The organism is Salarchaeum japonicum (assembly GCF_020614395.1).
In the GTDB taxonomy this organism is placed as follows: domain Archaea; phylum Halobacteriota; class Halobacteria; order Halobacteriales; family Halobacteriaceae; genus Salarchaeum; species Salarchaeum japonicum.
Genome location: NZ_CP085324.1, coordinates 541,021 through 567,529, shown reverse-complemented (window position 1 = coordinate 567,529; position 26,509 = coordinate 541,021). Strand labels below are relative to the sequence as shown.

Below are 26,509 nucleotides of genomic sequence, written 5' to 3'. Positions count from 1 at the left end.
TGAGCGTCAGCGACCCGTCCAAACTCAGCAAGGCCGGAGGGCTTGGGCAAAGTCGGGCGAAGGAAGGGGGGTTAGTCCGCGGGTTCTTCGTCGGGGAGGTCGATGGTGGTGTGGGTGCGGAGGCGGTCGATGATGGCGCGGGCGTCGTCGAGTTCGGCGCTGCCGAACGCGCGGACGAGGGCGAGGGCGCGTTCGAGGCGGGCGCGTTGCCAGGATTTCTCGCGGGCCTGGTAGGTGCGGATGCCGCGGAGGAAGTCGATTTTGGAGAATTCGGGCCAGTAGGGCGCGCAGAAGTAGACGGCGGCTTCACTGCCGTTGGCGTGCCAGGGGAGGAAGTTGGAGGTGCGTTCGTCGCCGCCGGTGCGGATGATGAGGTCGACGTCGCGGACGCGGGCGGGGTGGAGGCGTGCCTGGATTTCGTCCACGGTCACGTCGTCGGGGGTGAGGTCGTCGGACTGGACGGCGTGGGCGATGTCGCGGGCGGCACCGAGGAGTTCCGCGCGGCCGCCGTACGCGAGCGCGACGTTGAGCGTGAAGCCGTCGTATCCGCGGGTGCGGCGGTCGGCGTACGCGATGGCGTGCTGGACGCGCGGGGGGAGGCGGTCGGTTTCGCCGATGGCGCGCACGCGGACGCGGCGGTCGTGGACGCGGTCGGCGTCCGCGAACTCGTGGAGTTTCTCGGTGAGGAGGTCGAAGAGGTGTTCCTGTTGTTCTTCGGGGCGTTCGAAGTTCTCCGTGGAGAACGCGTAGAGGGTGAGTTCTTCGACGCCGAGGTCGGCGCACCAGTCCAGCATCTCCTCGGTGGTGCGCGCGCCGGCCTGGTAGCCGTCGGTGGCTTCGCCGCCGCGTTCGCGGGCGTACCGGCGGTTGCCGTCCTGGATGACGGCGACGTGTTCGGGCGCGCCGTCCACCTCGCGGGAGAGCAGTCGCTCGTAGCCCGCGCGGAGTCGGCGGCGAAGCCAGTCTCGCATCACCCGAGGGTGGGTCGCGGAGGGGTATCAGCCTTCTGGAGTCGCGGACGGGATCGTGAGACGTATGGCGCGCTCCGCCCGAGTACGGGGTATGACGGAGACGCTGAACGCGGATCTCTACCGGCGCGCGGTCGAACTCCTCAAGCCCGGCGACATCGAGTTGCACGGCGCGGTCGTGCACACGAGCCTGGACGGCGAGGAGGAGAGCATGATGCACCAGCTCACGCTCGACGCGGGCGACGTCATCTCCGCGCACGTCACGGACGAGGACACGTACGTGTACTCGGGGAACGACAGCGACGAGTTCGGCGTGAACCAGCATCACGGCCGCACCATCGACGGCGACGAGTTCGTCTGGGAGTGCCAGCAGTTGATGCGGGAGGGAACGTACGACGTGGTGTTGTACTGGGAGGCGACGGACGACCACGACGCCATCCTCGACGACCTGCGCGGGGTTGCGAACGCGGACGAGGTCGTGGGCGTGACGGAGGAGGAGTACTTCGCGGAGCCGTAACGGGTGGTCTTATCTGTGCCCGGCCCCCACACGAGTGTATGACTGAGACGGACCTCGGCGACCGGGAGCGCGCGGTCATCAACGCGTTCCAGGGTGGGTTCCCGGTCGTCCGGCATCCGTTCGAACCGGCCGCGGAAGCGCTCCGCGGGCGGGGTATCGACGTGGACGCCGCGGAGCTCGTGGAGGTAGTTCGAGAGTTGGACGACGAGGGCGTTCTGACGCGGTTCGGCGCGCTCATCAACGCGGAGGAGATCGGCGGGCAGGCGACGCTGGTCGCGATGCACGCGCCCGAGGACGAGTACGAGGCCGTCGCGGAGTTGGTGAACGACCACCGGGAGGTCGCGCACAACTACGAGCGCGAACACCCCTACCTGAACATGTGGTTCGTGCTGTCCGTCGCGGACGAAGACCGCGTCGCGGAAGTACTTGCGGACATCGAGGCGGAGACCGGCCAGGAGACGTACAATCTGCCGAAACAGCGGGAGTTCCGGGTGGAGGCGAAGTTCCTCGTGGACGGCCCGATTCCGGAGGGCGACATCGACCTCTCGCACCTCGGGCCGAGTCCGGCGCGAACCGACCGGGACGCGTTGACGCCGGCGGAGCGCGACCTCGTGCTCGCGATTCAGGACGGCCTGCCCGTCACCGAGACGCCGTACGCGGACGTCGCCGAAGATATCGGGCAGGACGCGGAGTGGGTGGTGGAGACGCTCCGGCGGTTCAACGAGGAGGGGAAGGTCAGGCGCGTGGGCGTGATTCCGAACCACTACGCGCTCGGGTACACGGAGAACGGGATGACGGTCTGGGACGTGCCGGACGACGTGGTCGACGAGGTCGGGCCGGCGGTCGCGGGCCTCGATTTCGTGACGCACTGTTACGAGCGCCCGCGCCACGAGGGCGTGTGGCCGTACAACTTCTTCGCGATGACGCACGGCCGCAGCGAGGCGGAGAGCGAGGAGCGCATCGAGCAGGTGCGAGAGGTGATGAGCGAGTACTGGGACGTGAGCGAGGACGACTGGGACACGCTCTTTTCGACGCGGATTCTGAAGAAGACGGGGCTTCGGATGGCGGAGCGCGCGGACGCGAACACGGAGTCGGAATCGGAGGCGTAGATGGCGCTACTGGCGCACGACTTCACGGGCGAGACCGTGCTGGTGTTCGGCGGCGGGCGGGTGGGCGCGCGGAAGGCCCGCGGGTTCGCCGAGGAGGCCGCGGTGGTCGTGGTGAGTCCCGAGTTCGCGGACGCCGCGTTCGGCGACGCGGCCCTCGTTCGCGCGGCCCCCGGCCCGGACGACGTTCGGGAGTGGGTGGCGCGCGCCGACCCCGTGCTCGTCGTGGCGGCGACCGATTCCGAGACCGTGAACGACGCGGCCGCGGCGGCGGCGCGCGACCACGGCGCGCTCGTGAACCGCGCGGACGAGTCGGGGGGGCGGCGCGCGGGGAGCGTGACCGTGCCCGCGACCGTCGAGGACGACCCGGTGACGGTGGCGGTTTCGACGGGCGGGGCGAGTCCCGCGCTCGCGAAACACCTCCGGGAGCGCATCGGGGACGAGCTCGCGGGCGCGGGCGGGATGGCCGACCTCTCGGGCGAGGTGCGAGCGGAGCTGAAGGCCGCTGGCGTCCCGCCGGCTGACCGACGGAGGGCGGTGCGTCGGCTGGTGCGAGCGCCGTCGGTTTGGAAGGCTTTACGTACGCGTGGGGCGAATCCTCGCCAACAAGCCGAGGTCGTCCTCGCGGACGAACTCGGGGAGCAGTACTCACCGTGAACGAGAACTTGGGCGTCATCGCGGGCGTTCGCGTCTCGCACGACCACGCGACGCTGGACGACATCGAGGCCGCACGGCTGGGGAGCGACGCGGACGTGGTCGCGTCGTTGCTCGACGAGCCGGGCGTCCGGGAGGCGTTCGCCGTGCAGACCTGTCACCGCGTGGAGGCGTACGTGGTGGCGGACGACGAGTCCACGGGCGACCGCGCGCTCGACGCGGTGTTCGGTGACGCGCCCGTCGTCGGGATGAACCACGAGGCGAGCCTCCGCCACCTCCTCCGGGTCGCGGCGGGCCTCGAATCCGTGGTGCTCGGCGAAGACCAAATCATGGGCCAGCTCCGGGACGCGTTCGAGGCGGCGCGGGACGCGGGCGGCGTCGGCCCCGTCCTCCGGGAGGCCGTGACGAAGGCGTTGCACGTCGGGGAGCGCGCGCGAAACGAGACCACCATCAACGAGGGCGTCGTGAGCCTCGGGAGCGCGGCGACACGGCTCGCCGACCGCGAGGCCGGGCTGGCGGGCGCGAGCGCGCTCGTCGTCGGCGCTGGCGAGATGGGCGCGCTCGCCGCGAAGGCGTTCGACGCGAGCGCCGCGGCGAACCTCGTCGTCGCGAACCGCACCGTCACGCACGCGGAGTGGGTGCTCGAAGAGCTGGAGACGGCGAGCGCGGCGGTGAGCCTGGACGCGCTCTCGGAGCACGTCGCGTCCGCGGACGTGGTCGTCACCGCGACGGGGAGCGACGACCCCGTGGTGACGAAGCGAACCGTGCAGGGCGCGGGCGAGACGTTCCTCGTCGACCTCGGACAGCCGCGGGACGTCGCGCCCGCCGTCTCGGAGGTCGCGGACGTGTCGGTGCGCGACCTCGACGACATCGAGGCGATGACGGAGGCGACGCGCGACAAGCGCGCTGACGCGGCGCGCGAGGTCGAACGCATCGTCACCGAGGAGTTCGAGCGGTTGCTCGCGCAGTACAAGCGAAAGCGCGCGGACGAGGTCATCGCGACGATGTACGAGAGCGCGGAGCGCCTGAAGGCGCGCGAACTCGACACCGCGTTCTCGAAGCTCGACGCGGAGGGCGAGCTGAACGACGCCCAGCGCGAGACTGTGGAGGCGCTCGCGGACTCCCTCGTCTCCCAGATTCTCGCCGCACCCACGCGGAGTCTGCGGGACGCGGCGGAGGACGACGACTGGCAGACCATCGCGACCGCGCTCGAACTGTTCGACCCCGACCTCGACGGCAGCAGTCCGCTCGCGGACGCAGACCCGAGCGCGTGGGCGGCCGCGGAGACCGAGGACGACTAGCGAGTACTGTTTTGGGGCTGGCGGAGAACGCTCGACGTATGGCCGAGCTACTGGACGACGACGAGGTGGAGAACCGTCTGCCGGCGGGCTGGACGCGCGACGAGAGCGAAATCGTGCGCGTGTTCGAGTTCGACGACTACCTCGCGGGCGTCGCGTTCGCCTCTGAGGTCGGGGAGCTCGCGGAGGAGGAGTTCCACCACCCCGAACTCGTGATTCGGTACAAGGAGGTCGAAGTGCGCTTTACGAGCCACGAGGAGGGCGGTATCACGGGCAAGGACATCGAACTGGCGGAGGCCGTGAACGCGCTCCGATAGATGGACGCCCGCTACGTCTTCCACGTGCGATTCCGCCTTGACCCGGCGAAAGACGTGTCCGTGGAGCCGGACGAGTTCGAGACGCGGCTGTACCGGCCCGCGGACGATCCCGGCGAGTCGGGATGGCTGTTCTTCCGGGACAACCTCTGGCGGGGCGAGCTCAGCGATAGGAAGCACTTCCGGGAGCTCACGGAGGACGCGCTTGACGTGCCCGTGCTCGCCGTCGAGTACCGGGGGTTCGAGACGGACGACGAGTACTACGAGGCGTTCACGGACGAAATCGAGGCCGACCTCGACGCGTTCAACGCGGCGTCGGTGTCGGAGGTCGTGAACAAGTACTTCGGGAGCAGCGTGGAAAAGCAGTAGTCGAGTACTTACGCGTTCGCGCCCTAGCCGGAGGTGATGGCGGACGGGTACGAGTTCTGGTTGTTCGACCTCGACGGGACGCTGGTGGACGTGGAGTGGTCGTACGCGCGAGAGGTCTTCGACGACGTGGGGAGTCGGCTCGGCGTCGAGTTCTCGGAGCGCGAGATGGAAGTCCTCTGGCACGGCCTCGGCGGGAGTCGGGACGCCCAGTTGGCGGCGTGGGGGTACGACGCGGACGCGTTCTGGACGGCGCTCGACGCCGTGGAAGACCCGGTGGCGCGCGCGGAGGCGACGTACTTGCACGAGGACGCGGCGGCGCTCGCCGACCTCAACCGACCGACCGGGCTGGTGACGCACTGCGCGGAGTTCCTCGCGGAGCCGGTGCTGGACCATCTCGACATCGCGGACTGGTTCGACACCCGGCTCTGCTGTTCGCCGGAGACGGGGTACAAGCCCAGCGCGCGGCCGCTCGAACTCGCGATGGCGGAGCTGGGCGTGGAGTCGGACGCGCGCGGCGTCTACGTCGGGGACGGGCAGAGCGACGTCGAGGCCGCGGCGAACGCTGGCCTGGACGGCGTGCACGTCGAGCGCCACGACCCCGGCGTTCGGGGGCGGTGCGTGCTCGGCGACCGGCGCATCGAGCGCGTGGACGCCCTCCTACAGGACGCGGCGGAGTAACCGCTCCCAGTTCCCGCCCAGTATCTTCTCCAGATCCGTCTCGCTGAAGCCGGCGTCGCGGAGCGCGTCGGCGAGCACCGGGAGGTCTGTCACGTCGTCGAGTTCGTCCACGAGGCGCGCGCCGTCGAAGTCGGAGCCGAGCGCGACGTGTTCGACGCCGACGGCGTCCGCGATGTGGGCGGCGTGCGCGGCGATGTCGTGGACGCTCGCGCCCGCGTCGGGGTCGGGCTGGTCGGCGTAGCTGCTCGCGCCGAACGTCAAGCCGATAACGCCGCCCTCGTCGGCGACGGCGCGGAGCTGGTCGTCCGTGAGGTTCCGCGAGTGGGGGCTGACGGCGTGCGCGGCGGTGTGCGTGACCGCCATCGGCGCGTCGAGTTCGGCGAGGGTGTCCGCGAGGGTCGCGGCGTTCATGTGCGCGCCGTCCACGAGGATGCCGCGGTCGTCGCACGCGCGGACGAGGCGGCGGCCCGCGTCGGTGAGACCGTCGCCGGTGTCGGTGGTGCTCGGGTACTGGAAGGGGACGCCGTGCCCGAACTCGTTCGGGCGGCTCCAGACGGGGCCGAGCGACCGGAGGCCGGCGGCGTAGAGGAAGTCGAGGTTCGAGCGGTCGGGCCGAACCGCTTCCGCGCCCTCCAGATGAGGAATCGCGCCGAGTCCGTTCCGGTCGAGGTCGCCCGGGGCGGTGACGAGGTGGAGGCCGTCGAGTTCGTGGGCGGCGCGGTGGAGGAGGGAGAGCATCCGGTGGACGCTGTCGCGCGCGGTCTCGAAGTCGGGGGTCGGCGCGAACGGGTACCGATACGAGTCGTCGTCCACGACGGGGTCGGGCATCTCGGGGCTCGGCGGGAACGCCGCGAAGAACGCGGCGTCGAGGCCGGCGTGGCGGGCGCGTTCGAGGTCGAGGTGGCCGCTCTCGCGGGCGCGGAGCGCGGCGACGGGGTCGTCGGCGTCCACGCACTGCAGGAGCACGTCGGTGTGGCCGTCTATCGTCATCGGTCGTACCCCGGGAGGTCGGCGAGCACGGCGTCGAGGTCGGCGAGCGCGGACGTGAGCGCGGCGACGCCGGGTTTCTCGCGGCGCTCGGGGTTCACGAAGACGCGCACGGGTTCGTGGCCGAGGGGGACGAAGTCGAGGCCGAGGTCGTCGGCGGTCGCGCGCAGGCCGAGGCCGGCGTCCGCGCGGCCCGCCAGGACTTTTCGCGGGGGGCTGGCGTGGGCCTTCACGGTGAAGTCGTAGCCGTCGATTCGCTCCGTGAGGGAGTCGGTGTCGCGGTCGGCGGCGAGGTCGGAGAGCGCGGCGTCGAGGGAGGTGCGGAGGCCGGAGGCCGTCGTTCGATTGACGAACCGGTAGTCGCCGTCCACGAGGGCGGCGAGGCTGTCCGGGCCGTCCGGTGCGGTGACGAGCCCCCACTCGCGCGTCCAGGACGCGAGTTCGTCGCCAGGCACGTCGCGGTCGAGCGGGCCGCTGGCGACGGCGACGTCGGGGAGGCCGTCGCGGAGCCGTCGCAGTCCCTCGCGGGTGCCGAAGGAGAGGTAGCGCGGCCCCCGAACGCCGTCGAGGACGCGGGAGAGCGCGGGGTCGTCCTCGCCGACGCCGAGCAGGGCGGGCGGGCGCACGTCCGGCGAGAACAACTGCACCTCGACGCGCTCGCCCGCATCGAGGTAGTCGGTGTCCGCGTCCACGGTGACGACGCCGTCTGCCTCGACGAGGCTGGTGGTCGCGCCGCTCCCCTTGTCCACGGGGTAGACGAGCGTGTCGCCGTCGCCGTCCGCGACGAGGCCGACCGGCATGAGGCGGGTGCGGCCCTCGCCGTAGCGCTCGCGCGCGCTCATCCGGCCGGTGACGGTCGCGGAGGGCGGGGTGGGTTGGCCGGCGGCGTCCCGGATTTTGGGGGCGACGAACGTCCGGAAGATGGTGAGCGCGCTCACGGGGTAGCCGGGGAGGCCGACGTACGCGCTCCCGCCGAGTTCCCCGACGAGCATCGGCTTCCCGGGTTTGACGGCGACGCCGTGCAGGAGGAGTTCGCCGCGGTCCTCGACGACTCGATAGACCACGTCGACGGCGCTCGCGCTCGTGGAACCCGAGGAGAGGACGAGGTCGCACTCGTCGGCCGCGGTGCGGAGCTGGCGCTCCATCTCGGCCTCGCTGTCGCCGGCGTGCGGGTAGAGCACGGGGTCGCCGCCCGCCTCCTCGACGCCGGCGGCGATGGTGTACGTGTTCACGTCGTGGATTTCGCCGCGCGAGGAGTCGAGGGGTTCGCCGGGCCGGACGAGTTCGTCGCCCGTGGAGACGATGCCGACGCGGGGTTTCGCCCGGACGGGAACGTCCGCGACGCCGAGCGCGGACAGGAGGCCGATTTCGCGTGACGTGAGGCGGGTTCCGGGGCCGAGCGCGCGCTCGCCCGCCGCCACGTCCGCGCCCGCGACCATCACGTCCTCGCCGGGCGCGACCGCCGTGCGAACCTCGATGCGGTCGCCGGACTCGCGTTCGACGGTGCGTTCGACCATCACGACGGCGTCCGCGCCGTCCGGGACGACCGCGCCCGTGGACACCTCGACGCACTCGCCGGGCGAGACGGATACGTCGGGGGTTTCGCCGGCGTGAACGGTGCCCGCGCGGTCGAGGACGACGGGGTCGGCTTCGGTCGCGCCGAACGTGTCGCGCGCCCGAACGGCGTACCCGTCCATCGACGCGCGGTCGAACCCGGGCACGTCGAGGTCGGCGTCCACGCGCTCCGTGAGCACGCGGCCGCGGGCGTCCTCCAGCGCGACGAGTTCGGTGCCGGGCGAGACGTCGAGGCCGGAAACGACCTCCTGGGCCTCGGCGAGCGAGGAGAGGTCGCGGAACTCTTTGCGGGTCATCGCTCGCCCTCCCAGAATTCGACGGTGACCGTCTCGCCCGCGGGGTAGCCCTCCACGTCCTCGGGGACGGCGACCCAGCCGTCGGAGAGCGCGACCGACGAGAGGATTCCCGACCCGGAGGTGCGGACGGGCGTCGCGACCCCGTCCTCGACCGTGACGCGCGCGAACGTCCGCGTGCCGGGTTCGCTCGCGAGTTTCCCGTCGAGCGTCACCTCCCGACTGGGGTGGGGCGCGGGGTCGAACCCGCCGAGGCGGGCGATTGCGGGGCGGAGGAACTGGACGGCGTTGACGATGCACGCGACCGGATACCCCGGGAGCATCACGACGAGCGTCCCCGCGACGCGGCCGAACGCGACCGGGTGGCCGGGTTTGAGCGCGACGCCGTGCACAAGCACCTCGCCGAGGTCGGCGACCACGTCGGGGACGAGGTCGCGTTCGCCCACCGACGACCCGCCCGTGGTCACCACCACGTCGGCGTCGCGGTCGCGCTCGATGGCGTCCCGGAGCTCGTCCGCGTCGTCCGTCACCACGTCCCGGTATCGACTCGCTCCGCCCCAGCGCTCGACGAGCCGGGAGACGGTGAGGCCGTTCGTCTCCACCATCTCGCCCGGCCCCGGGTCGGCGTCCACGAGCTCCTCGCCCGTCGGAATCACCGCGACGGACGGCCGCTCGAACACGGACACCGACTCGACGCCCGTGCCGCGGAGGAGGCCCAGGTCGCTCGGGCGGAGGCGGTGGCCCGCGTCGAACAACCGGGTTCCGGCCTCGACGTCCTCGCCGGCGGGTCCGACGTTCTCCCCCGTCGCGACCGGGTCGAACACCTCGATTTCGTCGCCGACGGCGGTGAGGTGTTCTATCATCACGACGGCGTCAGCGCCGTCGGGCATCGCGCTCCCGGTGTGGACGCGCGCGGCCTCCCCCGTCCCCACGTCGCCCTCGGTCTGTCGGAGGACGGCGGGCGAGCGGTCGCCCGCGCCGAACGTGTCGCGCGCCCGAACGGCGTACCCGTCCATCGCGGCACGGTCGTAGTGGGGCACATCGCGCGCCGCAGTCACGGACTCGGCGAGCGCGCGACCGTCCGCGGCCGCGAGCGGAACGGACTCCGTGCGGCCGTGCGGCCCGACAACCTCGCGGAGGGCGTCGAGGGCGTCCGAGAGCCGGGTTCGGTTCTTGAACCCGGCCTCGTGGCGGTCTGCGTTCATACCCCCGGATTGGGTCGTCGGCCGTCTAAAGCCAGCGGGTCGCGGAACCCGGGAATGCCCGTCGGTTTTTTCGACCCGGCGCGCGAACACGTGCGTATGACTGGTTTCCGCGACGCGCTCCGCGACCTGCCCGACGCCGTCTCCGTGGACCTCCTCGAATCCGAGGACGCCTACCGGGTCGTCATCGACGTGCCGGGCGCGACCGGCGACACGACCGACGTGCGCGTCGAGGACGGCGTGCTCCGCGTGGAGGCGCGCCGCGAGAAGGACGTTCCCGAGGGCTTCTCCTACCAGCGCGAAGACCGCGCGCTCTTCCTCGACGCGGAACTCCCGCTCCCGCCGGACGCGACCGACGCGGACGCGACCGCGGCGCTGGACGGCGGCGTGTTGACCGTGACGCTCCCGAAGGCCGGGCGGGGCCGCGAGATAGAGATAGAGGGCTGACGGTGGCGGTGCTGCGCGCGTACCGTCGGTTCGCCGTCGTGCTCTGGCAGTTCCTCCCGCTCATCGTCGCGTACCTCCGCGACCGCCGGAAGTACCTCCTGTTCGGGGGGCGGCGGCGGGTGTCGAGCGAGATGCGGGTGCGGCGCGCCCAGCGGTTGCTCGACAGCCTGCTCACGCTCGGCCCGACGTTCATCAAACTCGGCCAACTGCTCTCCACCCGACCCGACATCCTCCCGCCGGAGTACGTGGACGTGCTGGAAGGCCTCCAAGACCAGGTGCCGCCGGCGGACTGGGAGGCGGCGCGCGAGGTGCTGGAAGCGGACGTCGGGGACGTGAACGAGGCGTTCGACGAGTTCGACGCGGACGCCATCAGCGGCGCGAGCCTCGGCCAGGTGTACACGGCCGAAATCGACGGCGACCCGGTCGCGGTGAAGGTGCGGCGGCCCGGCATCGAAGCCCTCGTGGAGGCCGACCTGCGCGTGATTCGGTGGGCGCTCCCGCTCGTCGAGCGGTTCGTCGGGCAGGCGCGCGCGTTCAGCCTCGACAACCTCGCGGACGAGTTCGCGAAGACCATCCGGGAGGAGATGGACTACGGGCGGGAGGCGGAGATGCTCGCGGAGATACGCGGGAACTTCGCGGAGAACGACCGCATCGCCATCCCCCGCGTGTACGACGACTACTCGACGGAGCGCGTGCTCACGATGGCGTACGTCCCGGGGACGAAGATTTCGAACGTCGAGGAACTCGACCGCCGGGGCGTAGACCGGCACGCCGTCGCGGAGACCTTAGAGCGCGCGTACCTCCAGATGATAATCGAGGACGGCGTGTTCCACGCCGACCCCCACCCCGGGAACCTCGCGGTGCAGGACGACGGCACCATCGTGTTCTACGACTTCGGGATGAGCGGGCGCGCGGACGAGTTCGTCCAGCGGAAGATAGTGGACTTCTACATCGCGGTCGCGAACCAGGACATCGAAGCCATCCTCGACACCCTCATCGAACTGGGGACGCTCAGCCCGGACGCCGACCGCGCGACGATGGCCGAGGTGATGGAACTCGCGATACGGGACGCCCGCGGCGAGTCCATCGAGACCTATCGCGTCCAGCAGATCGTGGGGAAGGTCGAGGACACCATCTACGACTTCCCGCTCCGCCTGCCCGCGAACCTCGCGCTCGTCCTCCGCGTCGCCACCGTCGTCGAGGGCGTGTGCGTGACGCTCGACCCCGACTTCGACTTCGTCTCGGTCGCGACCGACTACCTCGGGGAGACCGGCTACCGCGAGGAGGGCGCGCGCCAGTTCGTCGAGGAGACGGGCGAGGAGTTCGCGCGCGCCGCGCAGTCCGCCGTCCGCGTCCCCCCGAAACTCGAACGCGCGCTCGACCGCATCGACCGCGACGACCTCTACGTCCGCGCCGACATCGAGGACTCGAACGACGTCATCGACCGCCTCGGCAAACGCATCGTGCTCGGCCTCCTGCTCGCGGTGTCCGTGCTCTCAACGTCCTACCTGTACGCGGACGCCCACCTCCGCGCGGCCGCCGTGACCGCCGGCCTCGCGGCCGTCAGCGCGTTCTACCTCTACCGGTCGTTCCGGAAGCGCAAGCGCCTGCAGGCGACCCCGCAGTTCACGCGGCAGAACCTCCGCGAGCGCAGAAACAAATAAAATACCACTTGAACAACCACTTGAGAGACCGATGGAAAAAGACAGGTCGCCGACGAATTGGCTTCTCGTCTCGATTTATCTCGTGCTGCTCGCGGGACTTCTCTACACCGTAAACGAGCGGTGGACTGTCGTTCCGGTCGTCCTACTCGCCAGCGTCATCACGTTCCTCGCTTCACTCGGGTTGATGATACGCGACAGGTAACGCAGGGTCGGTGACTCCCGCCTATTTTTCCCGGTTCTGTTCCTGTATCGGGTATGGACATCGCGACGTTCGACCTGGAACGGTGGTTCGACGAGCACGAGCACGACGCGGACATCATGCTCGCGGAGTCGGGTATCAGGAGTCTCGACAGCGAGCGCTTCGACACCGACCCGGGCGAACTCGGGTACGTCATCCCGACGGACGGCGACCCGGAGCTCCGAGAAGAAGTAGCGGGCCGGCACAATCGGACGAGAGACGAACTCGCGTTCACGTGCGGCGCGCAGGAGGCGAACTTCCTCGCGTACCACGCGCTGATGGACGAGGGCGGACACGCCGTCGTCGTCACGCCGACCTACCAGGCGCTCACGGCCGTCCCCGACGCCATCGGGGAGGTCACCGAAGTCCCGCTCGACCCGCCGGAGTGGGAACTGGACGTGGGGGCGGTTCGGGACGCGGTTCGAGAGGAAACGGACGTGGTGGCGTTCGTGAATCCGAACAATCCCGCCGGAAAGCACCACGACGCGGAGACCGTCAAGGAACTCTACGACGTGGCGGCCACCCACGACGCCTACCTGCTCGGCGACGAGGTGTACCGCCTGCTGGCCGAGAGTCCGACGCCGCCCGTGGCGAGCCTGGGCGACTACGGAATAAGCACGTCTAGCCTCTCGAAGTCGTACGGGCTGGCGGGCCTGCGGTTCGGCTGGCTCTGCGGCCCCAGGGAGGTCGTATCGGCGGCCGTCGAGTGGAAGGACTACACCACTATCTCCCCAGGCGCGTTCGGCCAGCACGTCGCCCGGCAGGCGCTCGGCGAGCAGGAGGACGAGATTCTCGCGGAGAACCGTGAGATAGCGGCCAGAAACCACGATATCGTCGCGGACTGGCTCGACAATCACGGCCTCGACTGGCACGACCCGACGGGCGTGAACGGCTTCGTCACCGTCCCCGACGGGTACGCGGGGTCGCGTGAGTTCTGCCGGACGGTCGTGGAGGACGCCGGGGTCGTGCTCGCGCCCGGGGACTGCTTCGGGTACGACGACTACTTCCGAATCGGGTTCGGCCTGCCGACCGACGAACTGGAAGACGGGCTGGAGCGCGTGAGCGCCGCCCTCCGCGCGTAGGGCGGTCGTCGCGTTCCAAACGGTTTATACTCGCACGTCGAGAATCCGCGTGCATGGCGAAAGAGCAGAAGCAGGTTCGCGAACTCCAGGAAGGAAACTACGTCATCATCGACGACGCGGCGTGCAAGATCGACGCGTACTCCACCGCAAAGCCCGGGAAACACGGGAGCGCGAAGGCGCGCGTCGAGGCTCGCGGCGTCTTCGACGAGAAGAAGCGTAGTTTCAGTCAGCCTGTCGACGCGAAGGTCTGGGTGCCCATCGTCAACCGAAAGGGCGGTCAGGTCGTCGCGAAGGAGTCCGACAACGTCGTGCAAGTGATGGACCTCGACACGTACGAGACCATCACCATCGAACTCCCCGACGACGTGTCTGTCAGTCCCGACGACGAGATCGAGTACCTGGAGTGGGAGGGCAAGCGGAAGGTTCTCGAATAGATGCTTCCCGGTGCGACCGCCGACCGCGAGGACGCGGCGTACGTGGTCGTCGGCGCACCGCTCGACGTGTCGACGTCTTTTCAGCCGGGGACGCGGTTCGGCCCGGATCGCGTCCGTCAGTTCGCGCGGACGTTCGAGGACTACGACCACCGAACGGATGAGTCGTTCTCGGCGCTCGGCGTGCACGACGCGGGCGACGTGCACGCGTGGGACGACACCGCGGAGTACCTCGACTACCTCCGGGGGACGGTCACGGACGTGGTGTGGGACGACGCGGTACCGCTCCTGGTGGGGGGCGAGCACACGGTCTCGGTGGCGGGCGTGCGGGCGGTGGAGCCGGACGTGTTCGTGGCGCTGGACGCCCACCTCGACCTCCGCGAGGAGTACGACGGCAACCCGTTGAGTCACTCGACCGTGACGCGGCACGCGCTCGACACCGCCGAGGAGGCGTACGTCGTCGGCGCGCGCTCGGGGAGCGAAGCGGAGTGGGAGCGCGCCCGCGAGGCCGACGTGACCGTGGTGGAACCGGACGAGGTCGGGTCGTGGTCGCCGTCGTTCGACGGCGAGGTCTACCTCTCGGTGGACGTGGACGCGGCCGACCCGGCGTTCGCGCCGGGGACGGGGACGCCGGAACCGGGCGGGCTCTCCAGTCGAGCGATGCGGCGGCTCGTCCGCGACATCGCGCCCGCGGCGTCGGCGTTCGATATTGTGGAGGTGAACGACCGCGACGACGGCCAGGCCGCGGTGTTGGGTGCGAAGCTCCTCCGAGAGTTCGTGTTCGCGCACGCGGATTCGGCGTAGGGGCTGGCAGGCGTCACTCGCGATTCCGGGGCGGCGTGACGCGCACCCGCTGAACGCCCCGGACTGACTGTTATCGCACGCCCCGTCTGGGTTCGGCTTCGTATTTGAAGGTTCGCCGCACCTATGCCGGGGGCGGTTCGTTATCGGGTATGGACGTTTCCGAACTCGCGGCGCGGTACGACGAGGAGTTGCGGACGAGCGACTACGCGGACGTAGACGCGAGCGCGAACGGCCTCCAGGTAGGGAGCGGGGACTGGACGGTCGAGCACGTCGCGTTCGCGGTGGACGCCGCCGTCGAAACCATCGAGGCCGCGGTTTCCGCGGGGGCGGACGCGCTCGTCACCCATCACGGCCTCTCCTGGGGCGGTATCGAGCGCGTGACCGGCCGCGACTTCGACCGGGTCGCGCCCCTGATTCGGGAGGACGTGGCGCTCTACGTCTCCCACCTCCCGCTCGACGGCCACACCAGCCTCGGGAACGCCGCTGGCCTCGCCGACCGCCTCGGGCTCGCGGGCCGCGAGCGCTTCGGCGCGATGGGGTCGGAGTACATCGGCCTCGCCGGCACCGCCGACGCCCTCGACCCGGCGGGCGTGCGGGAGACGCTCGAAACCGACCTCGACCACGGCGCGGGCGGCGTCCGCCACCTCGACTTCGGCCCGGACGCCATCAAGGACGTAGCGGTGGTGACTGGGAGCGGCGCGGACTGGTTCGACGCCGCCGTCGAGCGCGGCGCGGACGCGTTCGTCACCGGTGAAGGCAAGCAGAAACTCTACCATCAGGCGAAGGAAGCCGGCGTCCACGTCTACCTCGCCGGCCACTACGCGACCGAGACGTTCGGCGTGAACGCGCTCGCCGACCTCGCCGACGACTGGGGCGTCGAAACGACCGTCCTGGACGCACCGACGGGCATCTAGGAAACCCCTAAAACCGAGAACGCGCTACCTTCGACCGGCCGATGACGATACCACCGCTCCGACCCGGGCTGGCACCCGCGGAACGACGAGCCCTATGAGTGCCGAGGCCACACCTTTGGTGCCAAGCATAGGCGGAAAGCAACACGCACGTCCGCTTAGTAAGGGTTTCGACGCCTAATCTTAAACCAGTAACCCTGGGACTGGAGTCTCAAGAACCGAGGTTCTCCAACCCACCCAGCGAAGCCAACTCATCCTCCAAATCAAGCTTTCTCTCCCGCAAAGACTCACGGTCACGCCAGTTCCCACGTCTTTCCTCACGTCTCTCACGATACAGCTCCTCAAGACGGTCCCTGATACGCGGCTTATCGCTCTTAGCAGAACTACTCAACAAATCAGACTGGACTTCAATCTCATCATCCAACTCATCGATCAGACTCTGGTGAACCGAATCCCTCTCCTCAAGAATATCCTCTACAGTTTCTAACTGCTCCTCCAAATGCTCCTTCTCTCTTTCCTCGACTTTCTCCAGGAACTTGTCCACCGAATAATCATCAAATCCTTCGTCGATACGGGCATCACCTCACACATCTCAGTGAATAGAACTTGGACAACCACCTATAAAACATTCATACAGCACCTCTATCCTTTGTTACCCCAAGCAGGCACGCAATTAACCGTGCGATCCCTGTCACCACAATCATTTTCTACTGCTGGTGGCACCACGATCACATGGGAGCAGCAGAAGAAGAGGAAGATCAAATCAAGCGGCTTCTTCGGCAGGAAGCAGAGAACCGAGAAGCCATCACAGAGGAGCTTCTGCTCGAAATCTACGATCTCGAGGACGATCTTTCTACTATGGAACTACGTCACGGAATCACTGATGGGATTCAATCAGCTCTAGAAAACCACGTAGACGAGGAAAATGGAGCTTGAATCAGTAACCCTCCAGAATTTCAAGCCGTTCTACGGAGAGGACACCATTCATTTCAGCGACGAAAGTGGCGTCACCCTCTTCGGAGCAAAAAACGACCGAGGGAAAACCGCATTACTCGAATCTATTCGCTTCTGCCTCTACGACTTCGACAGTAATGGCGGACCAAACAGAGAGAAGAAACAAGACTACTGTATTAACCGGAGAGCAGCTATAGAAGGTGACGGAGAAACCGCAGTCACCATCTCCTTCGCACATAACGGCCGGGACTACGAGATCAAACGAGTCCTCGAATTTTCCCAGGCCGATACCAAATCAGAGAGGGAGGTCGACGAACACTATGTCGTCGTAGAGAAAGAGGTAGATGATGAGGACGAAGAAGACGGCATAATCATCGATACCAGAGGCGACGACGATATCACCGACTACCGAGAGTTCCGAGACGGTATTCTTCCAGAAGACGCATCTCACTTCTTCATTTTCGACGGAGAACAAATCGACGAATACGCCGAAAGATTCGGCCAGCAAGACGCCGATGTCCGAGAAGCAATCGAACTGGTCCTCGGCATCGAAGAACTCCGTAAAGCCGAGACGGACCTGGAAAAACGTGGAATCAAACACTATCAGGAAAAGTTCCAGGAAGCCCACTCAGAAGCCGAAGAATACCGGGAGACCAAAGATGAGCTTGAAGAAGAACGTACCCTCCTCGAAGAGTACAAAAAAGAACAAGAGGAGAAGCAGTCCAAGCTGGAGGACAAACGCGACGAGAAAAGCGACGTAGAAGAACGGCTTGCTGAAGCAGGAGACATCCGGGAAAAGTATCACCAGCTGATTGAAACCCGAGTTGAGCTATACGGCGCTCACAACGTCGACAAAGCCCGCGAATATCTCTCACAAGACAAGATAGACGACCTAACTCCCTGCATCGAATCCCAGTTAGAGGAGAACAGAAAGAAACGGCAGGCAATTTACGACCGATTCGGGCCGATAGCAGGTGCAGTCGCCGCAGAACAAGTCGGATCTACTGTCGCATTAGACTCTCCTGGTGGAATAATCGAAGTCCTCCAAGACACGATAGATGAGGTGCCTGAGGACTGTTACGTCTGCGGTCAAAATATCGAAGATATACCCCTTGCTGACTTCCGAGACAGACTGGACGAAGCAAGAAATGAATCCACTGACGAAGCCGAATACATCGACCAGCTAGTCGACGGTCTGCAAGCACAAACTGATGAGGAAGAGTACGACCTGGGCCACGAGAAAGCTCAATTCGAGTTCCTCACCTCTCAAATTGACGGGCTTGAACAGGACCGGACAAAACGGATGCGGCGCATAGAGCGTCTGGAAGAGACTATAGAAAACGCCGAACTCGAAACCGACGAAGTCGACGAAATCAGAGAGGAGCTCGAAGAAGTCAACCGGGAGATAGAGCGCCTGAAAGTTGAACTTGAGTCCTTGAAGGACGACATCTCCGATCAGGAAGAGAAGGTTAGCGATCTGGAAAGCCAACTGGAGGAGATGGAAGGTGCGAGCGAGGAAGAAGAACGGTACCAAGAATTAATCGAAGTCGCTAAACAAGCCAAATCGGCGTTCGTGGATGCAAAGGATGAGTACGTAGACGAGAGACGTGATTCCGTCCAAGATAAGACCTCCACGCTGTTCATGAAAATGACGAACAATGAGGTCTATGAGGGCCTTAGCATCCATGAGAACTACCAACTCAGGATCAAAACTGACGACGGGACATTCACCATCCCCGATCAAGATCCGAGTAGGGGCGCACGACAGATCATTGCATACGCCTTCATCGCTGGACTGGCCCAGTTCTCCTCCCGTGATGCACCTATCCTGATCGACACTCCGATCGCCCGGTTAGATGGGGACCACAAAGAGAACCTGATAGAAAACCTCCCGGAGTTCGTCGATCAAGTGGTTGTGTTCTACCAGCCCAACGAACTGAGAGAAGAAGATATCGAACTTCTCAGAGAACAGGATGCAATCGCTGACCACCACGATATCATTCAGACAGGAGACGAAACATCCGAGATAGTTGACCACGACCCGGATCACTTCGATAGGGGAGTGACCGCAGGAAGCGAAGAAGAGGTGACTGCAGATGACTAATGTACGAAACCTCACCCGAGACTTGAAAACCAGGAAGAAAGACGTCTACGCAGAACTGAGCCCGCAAATCGGTGGGGCAGAAGAAGGCGAAACATACCCATTCAGCACCGGTTTCGGACTCTTCTCTGCTTCCTTAGTCATCGGGTACATCGAGGACGATGGAGAACTCATAGAAGAAGAGGCTGACAGAAGGTACAATAGCGATGAAGAGTCTGAGACATCAGGATCGCCGGATGATTCTGTACCAGCAGGAGAAGATGACCCCTATCACCGCTTCACCGACATCAACCAAGTCTTGGATAATAACGAAGACCACGCCTACACTATCGAACTGATAGACCGGATTATCGCAATCGAACTCGCCTCACACTCCGATAACGAAAACGAGGAGATTCCTGAGAATGTCTGGAACCTCGTTGTCGCACATGCTGACGAAGGAGTGGAGATCATCAAAGAGCAGTGGGATAGCCAGACCCAGTTAGACTTGGAGAGGTATTTCGACCAGATGGAGGACTTCTGGCAGGAAAAAATAGAAGATATCTCTGATGATCTCACTCAGATCCCTACCCGCGAAGACGACGGCCGTATACAGACTGGAGATTAGAACGAGGGATCGTCGTCCAGAATCGAATCTTCTAAGATTTCCTCTGGATCGTGATCCCGCATCAACCGATCACAATCTTCCACAACCTTCTCGACAGTTTCCTTGAACCAGCTGGAGGCGTCGGGCGCGGTGTGAACCTTCTGAATTAACCCGTCCAGATACACCGGGACATCGATACCCTTCTGATCGTTTTCTTTCGTGGCATCCAGGTACCGTGGCCCATGCTCAGTGTGGATCTTGAAGTCCACGTCGATGACCTCACCGTCGATCTCAACCTTCGTCTGGTCCAGGTCCTCATCGATTGGAGGATTCTGGATAATCCCCCGCATCTCCTGCTCGTACTCGTACCCTTGCCGTTTGTGGACGAATGGAACTAACGAGTGAGCCTCCCGAGTGAGGAAGAACCGGTCATCCAGCTCCTCCTCAATATCGATGTCATCGACATCTGGTGTTGACTCATGTTCACTACTGTACGGCTGATAATCCACTTCCCCGAAGTAGATATCGGGGCTGTCCCGTGTATTCAGCGCAGAGCTAAATTCCCCTACCGTAGTTTTGATCGCAACAGCTCCTTCAGAGCCTCCGTAATGCTCCCACATCGCCACAGACTCCTCGTCTGTCATATGCCAACAGCTGAGGTATGTGAACCGGCGAAGACACTTATTGATCTCAGCGTGGATCTCGTGTCCTTCCGGTCGTAAATCACCTCTCTCTGCAGCCCGCTGGTACTCGAGTTCACGAGCCTCCTCTATGATCTCCGGGACTGACCCCTCAAACCGGTCACCGAAATCTGCGGCCTGATGAAAATGAAGATCCCTCGTCTTGAGGAGATTAACAAACTTTGAGAAGCTCATATACCGGAAAATCGTTTGATCGGGGTCGATGGAATCCAGAGACTCCGATTCTACTCGCGGCATTAACAGGTTGTAAGCAGATTTGATTATTCAAACTACCGCACTTCACGGTACTTCTACTAGGAAGATTTCTCTATAGCATTTTCAAGCCGAACGGGAACGCAATCACGATGACTACTGCAAGAACAAATCCGAGGACCAGGACAAGCCAGTAATTCTCCCGCTCCCATTCACTGAGCAGTCCTCCGTAAACGAACATACCCAGTAAAGGCACCGCCAGAACAGCAGCGACACGCCACCCAAGCGTCTCATACAACACCCGGACCTGCTCCACACTCTCCGGATTCAAAGTACGGTTAACCGCTTCCCGATACCCTTGCCCAGCGACAGAAGATACCTGGAAAGCGAGCAGAGATAGAATTGAGATCAGCTTCTTCAACTCTTCATCACCAAGGTTTCTTCCAGATCAGGACTCCAGCACCAAGCACGACAACCACCTGGATACCGAGTGGAACCTGCAACGCCAGCAACGTACCGAGGGCCAATCCAAGAACTGCCCCTGCAGAACCGATGATGAATCTACCGCGGCTTACACGGTCCAGGCTTCTACTCTTGAACGGTTCGAAACTGCCGTTGACCTGGTACTCTCCATCAACCCATCTAGTCCCTCTGTACCCTACTACACCGAGTGAAATCCCGGCCAGGACAGAGAACCCGAGATGAAGCTGATCCAGGAAATCGCTGATCCAAGACGGTAACTCTCCACCGCCTCCGTCTCCAGATCCCCCGCCGTCATTTCCACCAGATCCCTCGTTCTCCTCTTCACAGGCAAACGTGTTGCCACTCCGGGCAACAGCCTTCTTACCCTCAGCACAGGTCTTTCTCTTCTCCCAGCCCTGCTCATTATCCTTACAGACGTGGATCTCCCACCGGTCATTAGTATTCAAGAACCGTTTCTCGTGACCAGCAGTACACTCTGAAACCTGCTCCCCAGTTACGGAGATGCTCGTCGAATCAGAGACAGCACTACCAGTATCCTGAACCTCTACCTCACAGCTACCGGTTATTTCTCCCTGCTCACGGCTCGTAGACTGGAAACTCACGTCAAAGTCAAACGAAATACTCTGACCCGGATACACCGTCTTCGTCGTCTGCGTATCACTGAACACAAAACCATCATCACAACCGGTTAATCGGCCAGAGAAACTTCCCTGAGCCTCACCGGCATTCTCAACGGTGGCAGAAATCGTCCCAGTACCGCTCTCCGGGATCGTCGTCGACGACGTCGACACTATATCCGGTTCACCGGTCGGCTTCGAAGTCTCGATGTAACCGTTCTCCCCGGAATCAACGTACACCGTGAACATCGGATAGACCAGGAGATCCTCTGTATCGTAGCTGAACTGGCCGCTACTGTACGAAGAATCAGTTACCGTCGTGTACGCCAGGTCACTGGTCGTATCGACTTCCGCAGCATCCCAGGCACGGTTATTCAACCGCTCCACAATCTGCCAGCGAGTATTGTATCCATCCGCCCAGTCCTGTAAAGCCTGGAAAGCCTGACCTCCTTCCAAGTATGTACTGTAGTCGTCGTACGCGGTCTCACCGATAATCCTCCAGGAACCGCTGTACCGATTCCCGTGTAAAGCATAGACACGAGAATTATCCGGTGTTGAAGCGCCGGTATCTAGATTCCCGTTCCACCGGATCTTCGCGTGACTACCGAGGTCAGTGATTACACCGCTTCCTGCATCGCCGTTCGACAACGTAGCTGTCTGCTTCACCTTGCCTGACGCCTTCAATTCGGCTTTCGTCGAGAAGATCTCTTCAGGGTTATCGAGGAAAGCTGGGGTACCCAGGTACTTGTCCTGAGTGTAACAGTAGATCTCGTAACTCGTGGAAGAGGTCTCGTAATTGTAGACACCGCTTCCCTCACCGTTCCCATTCAAATCGAAACAGTTCGACTTGATCGCCGCAATCGCATCATCCGCAGAAGAGAACCCTTCCTGATTGTACGGCGTAAAAGTATAGATATTCACCAATTCGGAGGACGGCGACGTACTGTACTGCAGGCTGGTTGACTGATCTGTGAAATCAATCTGTAGATCCTGCTGAACCTCGCCACTCGTCTTCTCACTCAACTCCTCTTTACCGAGGAAGATATCGATCTTATCCGTCGACTGATCTGCAGCGACAGAAATGGCGAAGACTGTGCCGTCGAAGAACTCATTATTCGAGTTGTACGTGATCGAGTCGGCACTGGTCACAGTAGCAGAACCAAGACCTGCGAACAAGAACAGGGACAAAAACAGGATAATTGCACGTCTCAGTTCGAACCACCTCCAACACTTCCGCAGGGCGTCTTAATCTGCAGCTCCCCGAAGAACCGCTGCCTCATCTCAAACCCTTCCGGAATCTCCTCATTCTGTGAATCGTAGAACTGCCGAACCTCTTCCTTAGACTGAAACAGTTCACCAGTATTCGGGTTGACTTCGGCACTCCAGGATCCGCAGCCACCCTGGCCGACCACTGAACCCTGACTGAATACAACAGCTAACAAGCCGAGACCACCGAGAAAGGCGAGAACTGAAACGAAGGATGCAACTGGATGTTCCTTTACGAAATCCGGAAAAACCATACTCCAGAATTACCTAAAATCCTTTTTAAAACGAAGGGGTGGAAAAGCTGGCCTCAAGACACATTCTGATACTCCGTGATCTCCCGATTCGATATCCCATACTCAGCCTGCAGATCCCGCTTCATTTCAATAGTTTCAGAACGCAGATCCTCCACCAACTGAAGCAACTCCCACTGAGACCGCCAATACTGATGATGCAGCTCCGGATAATTCCGGTACATCGTTCGTCGGTACTCCTCGACATCATCAACCGGCCGATCAGTTCCTTCAGAGTACCGTACCGTGTTCATAATCGTCCTCACTGCCTTGTCCCGATCCGATATCTCGCCATCGTACTCATCTGCATCAAGCAAGGCCTCAGCAAGCTCCCCAGCAGCATCTTTGACCTCATCCACCAGTTCCCACCAGGTGATACACTTCTCATACAGATCCGGATACTCTTCCTCGAACTTATGCCAAATCGAGACCTCGATATCACGGTAGCTTGGGGGCCTGGAAAGACGGACATCATCAACACTGGAGTTCCTGCTGTTACCTCCCCAAACCCGTTGACCACTCCTCAACGGTTCCTTGCTATCCTCGGCTCTCTCGATGATCGGGTCAACAACCTCAGCCAAGAAATCAAGGACTACAGGCTTCCTTCTCTCTTTCTCCAAGTCCTCAAGTGTCTCCTCGTTCTGCTTAATCGTCCAGAACGTAGCCAACGCCAAAGCCGCCGTACCAAGTGCACCAACACTCCCGATAGTTACAGTCGCTCTTTCCCTCATCGTCAATACTTCCCAGAACCCGGCCAGCACTGCGATAACCGATACCAGAATTAAAAGGAAAATCCCGGCACCGATCTTGACAGGATCGTATCTAAAACGCATTATCCACGTTCCTTGTCTCTAATAGGTAAACAGTACTGGTGACCTCGAGTTTCAGAGGACGATGTAGGTAAAGAGGAATACTCCTACCGTCGAAACCCACTTCAAGTTCGTCGACCAGTCACTGCCTGCGATATCCTTTCTAAGCGGATTCAACCATTCAACCATGCTCCACAGAACCATTACCAGCGAAGCCCAGAAAACCGGGATCAGGAAGAAAGGAATAGTGATCGAATTGCCCCAGGACACCGGCGACTCAAGCTCCCGGCCCTCAAGTATCTTCAATGCCACATCCAACGCCCTACCGAGGAACGGATCATCCGTCACCGTGAAATCAACGTAGCCAACGTGAGGCCCCGACTGACTACCGTTAAACTCTGGATCAGAAACCTGGATACTGAACTGTACCGGTGAATCCCTCTCACGGAACGACTCAGGTACTGTCCCACTGACTGCAATCGTTTTCTCACTGAACGAGTTCCGATTCAAAACCACTCGGTCAACCTCGACGTCCACCCAGCTACACTGATCCTCAAGGCTGACACAGTCAACATCCAAGGTGACGTTGTTGTCTCCCGTGTTCCGGACCACGATGTACTTCTCGAACGTGGCTCCAGGATAACCGGAGATCTGGAAACTCCTGGAATCCTCCGAAGTAATCGCTGAAACACTCCAATTGTACTTGTCACTCGTCACCTCTTCAACCGGAGTCTCACTGCCACTTCCACCGCTGATCAGCCCTCCACCACTGTTTCCTCCAGAACCACTTTCAGATCCTCCACTGGTAGATCCAGGGCTTTTCGACTCGAAGTAGCTTAGAGAAGCACTGTGTATCCCCTGGTGCAAAGAGGAGTTCCCATGCTCGTCGCCGATAACGAAAATGACGTACTCGGTACCGCTGATCACTCGCTCCTGGATTGAGATGTCCTTACTGCTACCGTCAACGAAAGCCTCGGTCTCAGTCGGATCACGGCGATTCCAGTTATCCAACCAGGACTTCTTCACAACATACTCCACGTCCTGCTCCTCAGTCAAGTTCGAATTTACCCTGAACCCGAACTCAATACCGTACTTGTAGAAGCTATCAGCCTCCGTCTTCACAACCGGAGTCCGGTTCAAATGACTTCCTGAACTGCAGGATTTGTGGAAGGTGAAGCTGGAGACACTATCCGCGGAGAACGTCTGCTGAGACGAGTTTACGACGGAGCAACCAGGGGTTTCCGAAACTAGGGAATCGACGTTGACCTGAAGATCTGTACTGGTTCGGACGTTCGTGGCCTCTACTCCTTGCGTAGCAGTGAAGGACCTGTTGAATCCTTTCCCGATGAAAATTGGTCCAGAAGCATACTTTGTTGACCCACTTTCCTCGTTCTTGATCCAATCCCCGGAGAAACTGTTGTTGTTACACGCTTCCGTTACAATAGACTCTCCAGAAGGTATATCCGCGGAACTTGTCAAGGAACATTTGCTGGAAATATCGACATCGTCAAATCCGAAACTCTGCGTATTATCCACCCGTAACCCGCTCTGATTGTACAGGAACTGCTGGTTGATATCTGCTTCTGACGGATTCACCTCCCCGATTTTCGTACTTGGTTCCGACTCATTAACAACCCAGTCACTGGAACTATTGAACAGCAAGGAGCGGGTCTCCGATGCAGGAAGATCTACACTACGCTGAGCACAGTTCTCACAGCTCCACGATACTGATGGGCTGGAAACATTCACGCTAGTCCAGGAAATTCCTCCGGTCTCATTCAACCTCTTCTCTTGGTATACTCCTTGAGTAGTCAAATTATGGCTAAACCCTGTATCAGCCCCGGTTTCAGTGATCTTCTCGTTAATCGTGTCGACCACAAATGTTGGCTGATTACAGTCTGTCGTAACTATGGTATCCTCTCCGGCCGGAACTGACGATGTCGACCCTCTACTACATTCCGTGGAGATATTGACGGTGTCGAATCGGATACCCAGTATGTTATTGACAACAAGTTCAGTGCGGTTCACGAGCCTTTGAGCATCCTCTCCATGTCTGAACTCTTCATCTTCGTATTTACTGAACGTTCTCTCACTCTCATTACGGATCCAGTCCCCTTCTGAGATACCCGTCTTGGTAACCGAACTATCCGGGGAGACAGCGTCTTCCCAAGACTGTACCCCAACAATACTCCCTGGAAGATCCAGAGAAAGCCCAGAATCAATCCTTGAGGAACCGTCGTTGAACACTGAAACTGTCCGGTTCACCCTCTGCAAGTCCAAGGAATGTCTGTAACTATGCTCTCGAAGACCTGAATCAGACTCAGAGACATTCACCGAGATACTGTCAGAAGCTCCTCGAGAATCTAGGATCTCCACCGTCGAACTAAACGGTAGCTCTACGTCAAAATCCAGTGACTCCTTCACCTCCTGAACCTTCTCCTCATAATTCGTCGACGTCCACGATTTCACTATACGGACATTCTGAACGTTGTCAATAGCATTCTCAAAAGAGTCTAAATCATCAAGATCAACCGACAGCTCCTGCTCCAAATCCATATAGAGAGTGGCCCTCCCAGAGACATTCAACGGCTCAAACTCCAGTTTAAACAGGCGGACAGCGTCTTCCTTGTCATCCGAAGCAGAGACTGCCGGATCAATACCTCTATCCACTACCCTCTCAACACGATATCCTCTCCTGTACGGCAGCATATACCGAGCCAGATTATAGGCCTCCTCCTCGGATAACTGCCGCTTAGTAGCGGTCTGAAAGCTGCTGAACTCGCTGCTGTCACGGGTGACGAAGTATCCAGCCATCCCGATGATGATGTTCAGGACAGCGATCACGCCGACGAACAAACCGTTCCCAGGGAACCCTAGCCAGAAACCGAGAGCCAGAACCAAGGCCCAGAACACGATCTCGAACAGGAATAACCCGGCATACTTCTGAGCTGTATTCCAACTCGATTCCACGA

Annotated in this window: 27 protein-coding genes; 16 read left to right on the top strand and 11 right to left on the bottom strand. The window is 62.3% G+C overall.

The genetic code is table 11. The features are described from left to right. Positions 1-71 precede the first annotated feature (71 nt). Positions 72-971, bottom strand: coding sequence for a polyprenyl diphosphate synthase (gene uppS, locus LI334_RS03210; RefSeq protein ID WP_227261733.1), 900 nt, complete (start codon positions 969-971; stop codon positions 72-74). A gap of 91 nt (positions 972-1,062) precedes the next feature. On the opposite strand from uppS, the gene LI334_RS03205 reads away from it, so the two are divergent. From LI334_RS03205 to LI334_RS03175, 7 genes are read left to right on the top strand one after another with little or no spacing between them, the layout of a single operon-like run. Continuing rightward, positions 1,063-1,485, top strand: coding sequence for a DUF5778 family protein (locus LI334_RS03205; RefSeq protein ID WP_227261732.1), 423 nt, complete (start codon positions 1,063-1,065; stop codon positions 1,483-1,485). A 38-nt stretch (positions 1,486-1,523) separates the two neighbouring features. Next, positions 1,524-2,594 (top strand): siroheme decarboxylase subunit beta, encoded by a 1,071-nt coding sequence (gene ahbB, locus LI334_RS03200; protein ID WP_227261731.1) that lies wholly within the window; start codon positions 1,524-1,526, stop codon positions 2,592-2,594. Then, on the top strand, positions 2,595-3,248 hold the full coding sequence (locus tag LI334_RS03195; RefSeq protein ID WP_227261730.1) for a precorrin-2 dehydrogenase/sirohydrochlorin ferrochelatase family protein: 654 nt from the start codon (positions 2,595-2,597) through the stop codon (positions 3,246-3,248). It begins immediately after the preceding gene. Continuing rightward, positions 3,245-4,546 (top strand): glutamyl-tRNA reductase, encoded by a 1,302-nt coding sequence (gene hemA, locus LI334_RS03190; RefSeq protein WP_319799821.1) that lies wholly within the window; start codon positions 3,245-3,247, stop codon positions 4,544-4,546. The genes LI334_RS03195 and hemA overlap by 4 nt, the downstream gene beginning before the upstream one ends. A 38-nt stretch (positions 4,547-4,584) precedes the next feature. Next, complete coding sequence (locus tag LI334_RS03185; protein ID WP_227261729.1) at positions 4,585-4,860, top strand: 4a-hydroxytetrahydrobiopterin dehydratase; 276 nt, start codon at positions 4,585-4,587, stop codon at positions 4,858-4,860. Further along, positions 4,861-5,226: an LWR-salt protein gene (gene lwrS, locus LI334_RS03180; RefSeq protein WP_227261728.1), complete on the top strand. Its 366-nt coding sequence runs from the start codon at positions 4,861-4,863 to the stop codon at positions 5,224-5,226. 36 nt (positions 5,227-5,262) lie between these two features. Further along, positions 5,263-5,904 (top strand): HAD family hydrolase, encoded by a 642-nt coding sequence (locus LI334_RS03175; protein WP_227261727.1) that lies wholly within the window; start codon positions 5,263-5,265, stop codon positions 5,902-5,904. Here the strand turns inward: LI334_RS03175 and LI334_RS03170 are convergent. Genes LI334_RS03170 through LI334_RS03160 form a run of 3 tightly spaced genes read right to left on the bottom strand, consistent with a single transcriptional unit; the run spans position 5,884 to position 9,964 of the window. Then, positions 5,884-6,894 (bottom strand): dipeptidase, encoded by a 1,011-nt coding sequence (locus LI334_RS03170; RefSeq protein WP_227261726.1) that lies wholly within the window; start codon positions 6,892-6,894, stop codon positions 5,884-5,886. The genes LI334_RS03175 and LI334_RS03170 overlap by 21 nt on opposite strands. Beyond that, a complete protein-coding gene (locus LI334_RS03165) occupies positions 6,891-8,762 on the bottom strand; it encodes a molybdopterin biosynthesis protein (protein ID WP_227261725.1) in 1,872 nt (623 codons plus the stop codon). The genes LI334_RS03170 and LI334_RS03165 overlap by 4 nt, the downstream gene beginning before the upstream one ends. Further along, entirely contained in the window at positions 8,759-9,964 is a 1,206-nt protein-coding gene (locus LI334_RS03160) for a molybdopterin molybdotransferase MoeA (RefSeq protein ID WP_227261724.1), read from the bottom strand. The genes LI334_RS03165 and LI334_RS03160 overlap by 4 nt, the downstream gene beginning before the upstream one ends. A gap of 96 nt (positions 9,965-10,060) precedes the next feature. Between LI334_RS03160 and LI334_RS03155 the strand changes: the two genes are divergently transcribed. From LI334_RS03155 to LI334_RS03130, 6 genes are all read left to right on the top strand, one after another. Continuing rightward, positions 10,061-10,408 (top strand): Hsp20/alpha crystallin family protein, encoded by a 348-nt coding sequence (locus tag LI334_RS03155; RefSeq protein ID WP_227261723.1) that lies wholly within the window; start codon positions 10,061-10,063, stop codon positions 10,406-10,408. Between the two features lie 2 nt (positions 10,409-10,410). Then, on the top strand, positions 10,411-12,072 hold the full coding sequence (locus tag LI334_RS03150; protein ID WP_227261722.1) for an ABC1 kinase family protein: 1,662 nt from the start codon (positions 10,411-10,413) through the stop codon (positions 12,070-12,072). Between the two features lie 255 nt (positions 12,073-12,327). Continuing rightward, on the top strand, positions 12,328-13,392 hold the full coding sequence (locus LI334_RS03145; protein WP_227261721.1) for an aminotransferase class I/II-fold pyridoxal phosphate-dependent enzyme: 1,065 nt from the start codon (positions 12,328-12,330) through the stop codon (positions 13,390-13,392). A gap of 53 nt (positions 13,393-13,445) precedes the next feature. Beyond that, positions 13,446-13,826, top strand: coding sequence for a translation initiation factor IF-5A (locus LI334_RS03140; RefSeq protein WP_227261720.1), 381 nt, complete (start codon positions 13,446-13,448; stop codon positions 13,824-13,826). Further along, complete coding sequence (gene speB, locus LI334_RS03135; protein ID WP_227261719.1) at positions 13,827-14,627, top strand: agmatinase; 801 nt, start codon at positions 13,827-13,829, stop codon at positions 14,625-14,627. 149 nt (positions 14,628-14,776) lie between these two features. After that, on the top strand, positions 14,777-15,541 hold the full coding sequence (locus tag LI334_RS03130; protein WP_227261718.1) for a Nif3-like dinuclear metal center hexameric protein: 765 nt from the start codon (positions 14,777-14,779) through the stop codon (positions 15,539-15,541). A gap of 208 nt (positions 15,542-15,749) precedes the next feature. On the opposite strand, the gene LI334_RS03125 is transcribed toward LI334_RS03130, so the two are convergent. After that, entirely contained in the window at positions 15,750-16,082 is a 333-nt protein-coding gene (locus LI334_RS03125) for a hypothetical protein (protein ID WP_227261717.1), read from the bottom strand. A gap of 188 nt (positions 16,083-16,270) precedes the next feature. Here LI334_RS03125 and LI334_RS03120 point away from each other — a divergent pair, with 188 nt between their 5' ends. Genes LI334_RS03120 through LI334_RS03110 form a run of 3 tightly spaced genes read left to right on the top strand, consistent with a single transcriptional unit; the run spans position 16,271 to position 19,200 of the window. Then, a complete protein-coding gene (locus tag LI334_RS03120) occupies positions 16,271-16,474 on the top strand; it encodes a hypothetical protein (RefSeq protein WP_227261716.1) in 204 nt (67 codons plus the stop codon). Then, positions 16,464-18,596, top strand: coding sequence for an AAA family ATPase (locus LI334_RS03115; protein ID WP_227261715.1), 2,133 nt, complete (start codon positions 16,464-16,466; stop codon positions 18,594-18,596). Before LI334_RS03120 ends, LI334_RS03115 begins: the two co-directional genes overlap by 11 nt. After that, positions 18,589-19,200, top strand: coding sequence for a hypothetical protein (locus LI334_RS03110; protein ID WP_227261714.1), 612 nt, complete (start codon positions 18,589-18,591; stop codon positions 19,198-19,200). The genes LI334_RS03115 and LI334_RS03110 overlap by 8 nt, the downstream gene beginning before the upstream one ends. On the opposite strand, the gene LI334_RS03105 is transcribed toward LI334_RS03110, so the two are convergent. From LI334_RS03105 to LI334_RS03080, 6 genes are all read right to left on the bottom strand, one after another. Further along, entirely contained in the window at positions 19,197-20,117 is a 921-nt protein-coding gene (locus LI334_RS03105) for a DUF2971 domain-containing protein (RefSeq protein WP_227261713.1), read from the bottom strand. The genes LI334_RS03110 and LI334_RS03105 overlap by 4 nt on opposite strands. Positions 20,118-20,187: 70 nt before the next feature. Next, on the bottom strand, positions 20,188-20,493 hold the full coding sequence (locus tag LI334_RS03100) for a hypothetical protein (RefSeq protein ID WP_227261712.1): 306 nt from the start codon (positions 20,491-20,493) through the stop codon (positions 20,188-20,190). Positions 20,494-20,500: 7 nt separating this feature from the next. Beyond that, positions 20,501-22,321: a COG1361 family protein gene (locus tag LI334_RS03095; RefSeq protein WP_227261711.1), complete on the bottom strand. Its 1,821-nt coding sequence runs from the start codon at positions 22,319-22,321 to the stop codon at positions 20,501-20,503. A 59-nt stretch (positions 22,322-22,380) separates the two neighbouring features. Then, on the bottom strand, positions 22,381-22,692 hold the full coding sequence (locus tag LI334_RS03090) for a hypothetical protein (RefSeq protein ID WP_227261710.1): 312 nt from the start codon (positions 22,690-22,692) through the stop codon (positions 22,381-22,383). 53 nt (positions 22,693-22,745) lie between these two features. Next, on the bottom strand, positions 22,746-23,561 hold the full coding sequence (locus tag LI334_RS03085) for a hypothetical protein (RefSeq protein WP_227261709.1): 816 nt from the start codon (positions 23,559-23,561) through the stop codon (positions 22,746-22,748). A 51-nt stretch (positions 23,562-23,612) separates the two neighbouring features. Continuing rightward, a complete protein-coding gene (locus LI334_RS03080) occupies positions 23,613-26,507 on the bottom strand; it encodes a hypothetical protein (RefSeq protein WP_227261708.1) in 2,895 nt (964 codons plus the stop codon). Positions 26,508-26,509 lie beyond the last annotated feature (2 nt).

What these genes read in the sequence shown, in the direction of transcription:
- uppS (WP_227261733.1), bottom strand. Translation starts at nt 971, where the DNA reads ATGCGAGACTGGCTTCGCCGCCGACTCCGCGCGGGCTACGAGCGACTG.
- LI334_RS03205 (WP_227261732.1), top strand. Translation starts at nt 1,063, where the DNA reads ATGACGGAGACGCTGAACGCGGATCTCTACCGGCGCGCGGTCGAACTC.
- ahbB (WP_227261731.1), top strand. Translation starts at nt 1,524, where the DNA reads ATGACTGAGACGGACCTCGGCGACCGGGAGCGCGCGGTCATCAACGCG.
- LI334_RS03195 (WP_227261730.1), top strand. Translation starts at nt 2,595, where the DNA reads ATGGCGCTACTGGCGCACGACTTCACGGGCGAGACCGTGCTGGTGTTC.
- LI334_RS03185 (WP_227261729.1), top strand. Translation starts at nt 4,585, where the DNA reads ATGGCCGAGCTACTGGACGACGACGAGGTGGAGAACCGTCTGCCGGCG.
- lwrS (WP_227261728.1), top strand. Translation starts at nt 4,861, where the DNA reads ATGGACGCCCGCTACGTCTTCCACGTGCGATTCCGCCTTGACCCGGCG.
- LI334_RS03175 (WP_227261727.1), top strand. Translation starts at nt 5,263, where the DNA reads ATGGCGGACGGGTACGAGTTCTGGTTGTTCGACCTCGACGGGACGCTG.
- LI334_RS03170 (WP_227261726.1), bottom strand. Translation starts at nt 6,894, where the DNA reads ATGACGATAGACGGCCACACCGACGTGCTCCTGCAGTGCGTGGACGCC.
- LI334_RS03165 (WP_227261725.1), bottom strand. Translation starts at nt 8,762, where the DNA reads ATGACCCGCAAAGAGTTCCGCGACCTCTCCTCGCTCGCCGAGGCCCAG.
- LI334_RS03160 (WP_227261724.1), bottom strand. Translation starts at nt 9,964, where the DNA reads ATGAACGCAGACCGCCACGAGGCCGGGTTCAAGAACCGAACCCGGCTC.
- LI334_RS03155 (WP_227261723.1), top strand. Translation starts at nt 10,061, where the DNA reads ATGACTGGTTTCCGCGACGCGCTCCGCGACCTGCCCGACGCCGTCTCC.
- LI334_RS03145 (WP_227261721.1), top strand. Translation starts at nt 12,328, where the DNA reads ATGGACATCGCGACGTTCGACCTGGAACGGTGGTTCGACGAGCACGAG.
- LI334_RS03140 (WP_227261720.1), top strand. Translation starts at nt 13,446, where the DNA reads ATGGCGAAAGAGCAGAAGCAGGTTCGCGAACTCCAGGAAGGAAACTAC.
- speB (WP_227261719.1), top strand. Translation starts at nt 13,827, where the DNA reads ATGCTTCCCGGTGCGACCGCCGACCGCGAGGACGCGGCGTACGTGGTC.
- LI334_RS03130 (WP_227261718.1), top strand. Translation starts at nt 14,777, where the DNA reads ATGGACGTTTCCGAACTCGCGGCGCGGTACGACGAGGAGTTGCGGACG.
- LI334_RS03120 (WP_227261716.1), top strand. Translation starts at nt 16,271, where the DNA reads ATGGGAGCAGCAGAAGAAGAGGAAGATCAAATCAAGCGGCTTCTTCGG.
- LI334_RS03115 (WP_227261715.1), top strand. Translation starts at nt 16,464, where the DNA reads ATGGAGCTTGAATCAGTAACCCTCCAGAATTTCAAGCCGTTCTACGGA.
- LI334_RS03110 (WP_227261714.1), top strand. Translation starts at nt 18,589, where the DNA reads ATGACTAATGTACGAAACCTCACCCGAGACTTGAAAACCAGGAAGAAA.
- LI334_RS03105 (WP_227261713.1), bottom strand. Translation starts at nt 20,117, where the DNA reads ATGCCGCGAGTAGAATCGGAGTCTCTGGATTCCATCGACCCCGATCAA.
- LI334_RS03090 (WP_227261710.1), bottom strand. Translation starts at nt 22,692, where the DNA reads ATGGTTTTTCCGGATTTCGTAAAGGAACATCCAGTTGCATCCTTCGTT.
- LI334_RS03085 (WP_227261709.1), bottom strand. Translation starts at nt 23,561, where the DNA reads ATGCGTTTTAGATACGATCCTGTCAAGATCGGTGCCGGGATTTTCCTT.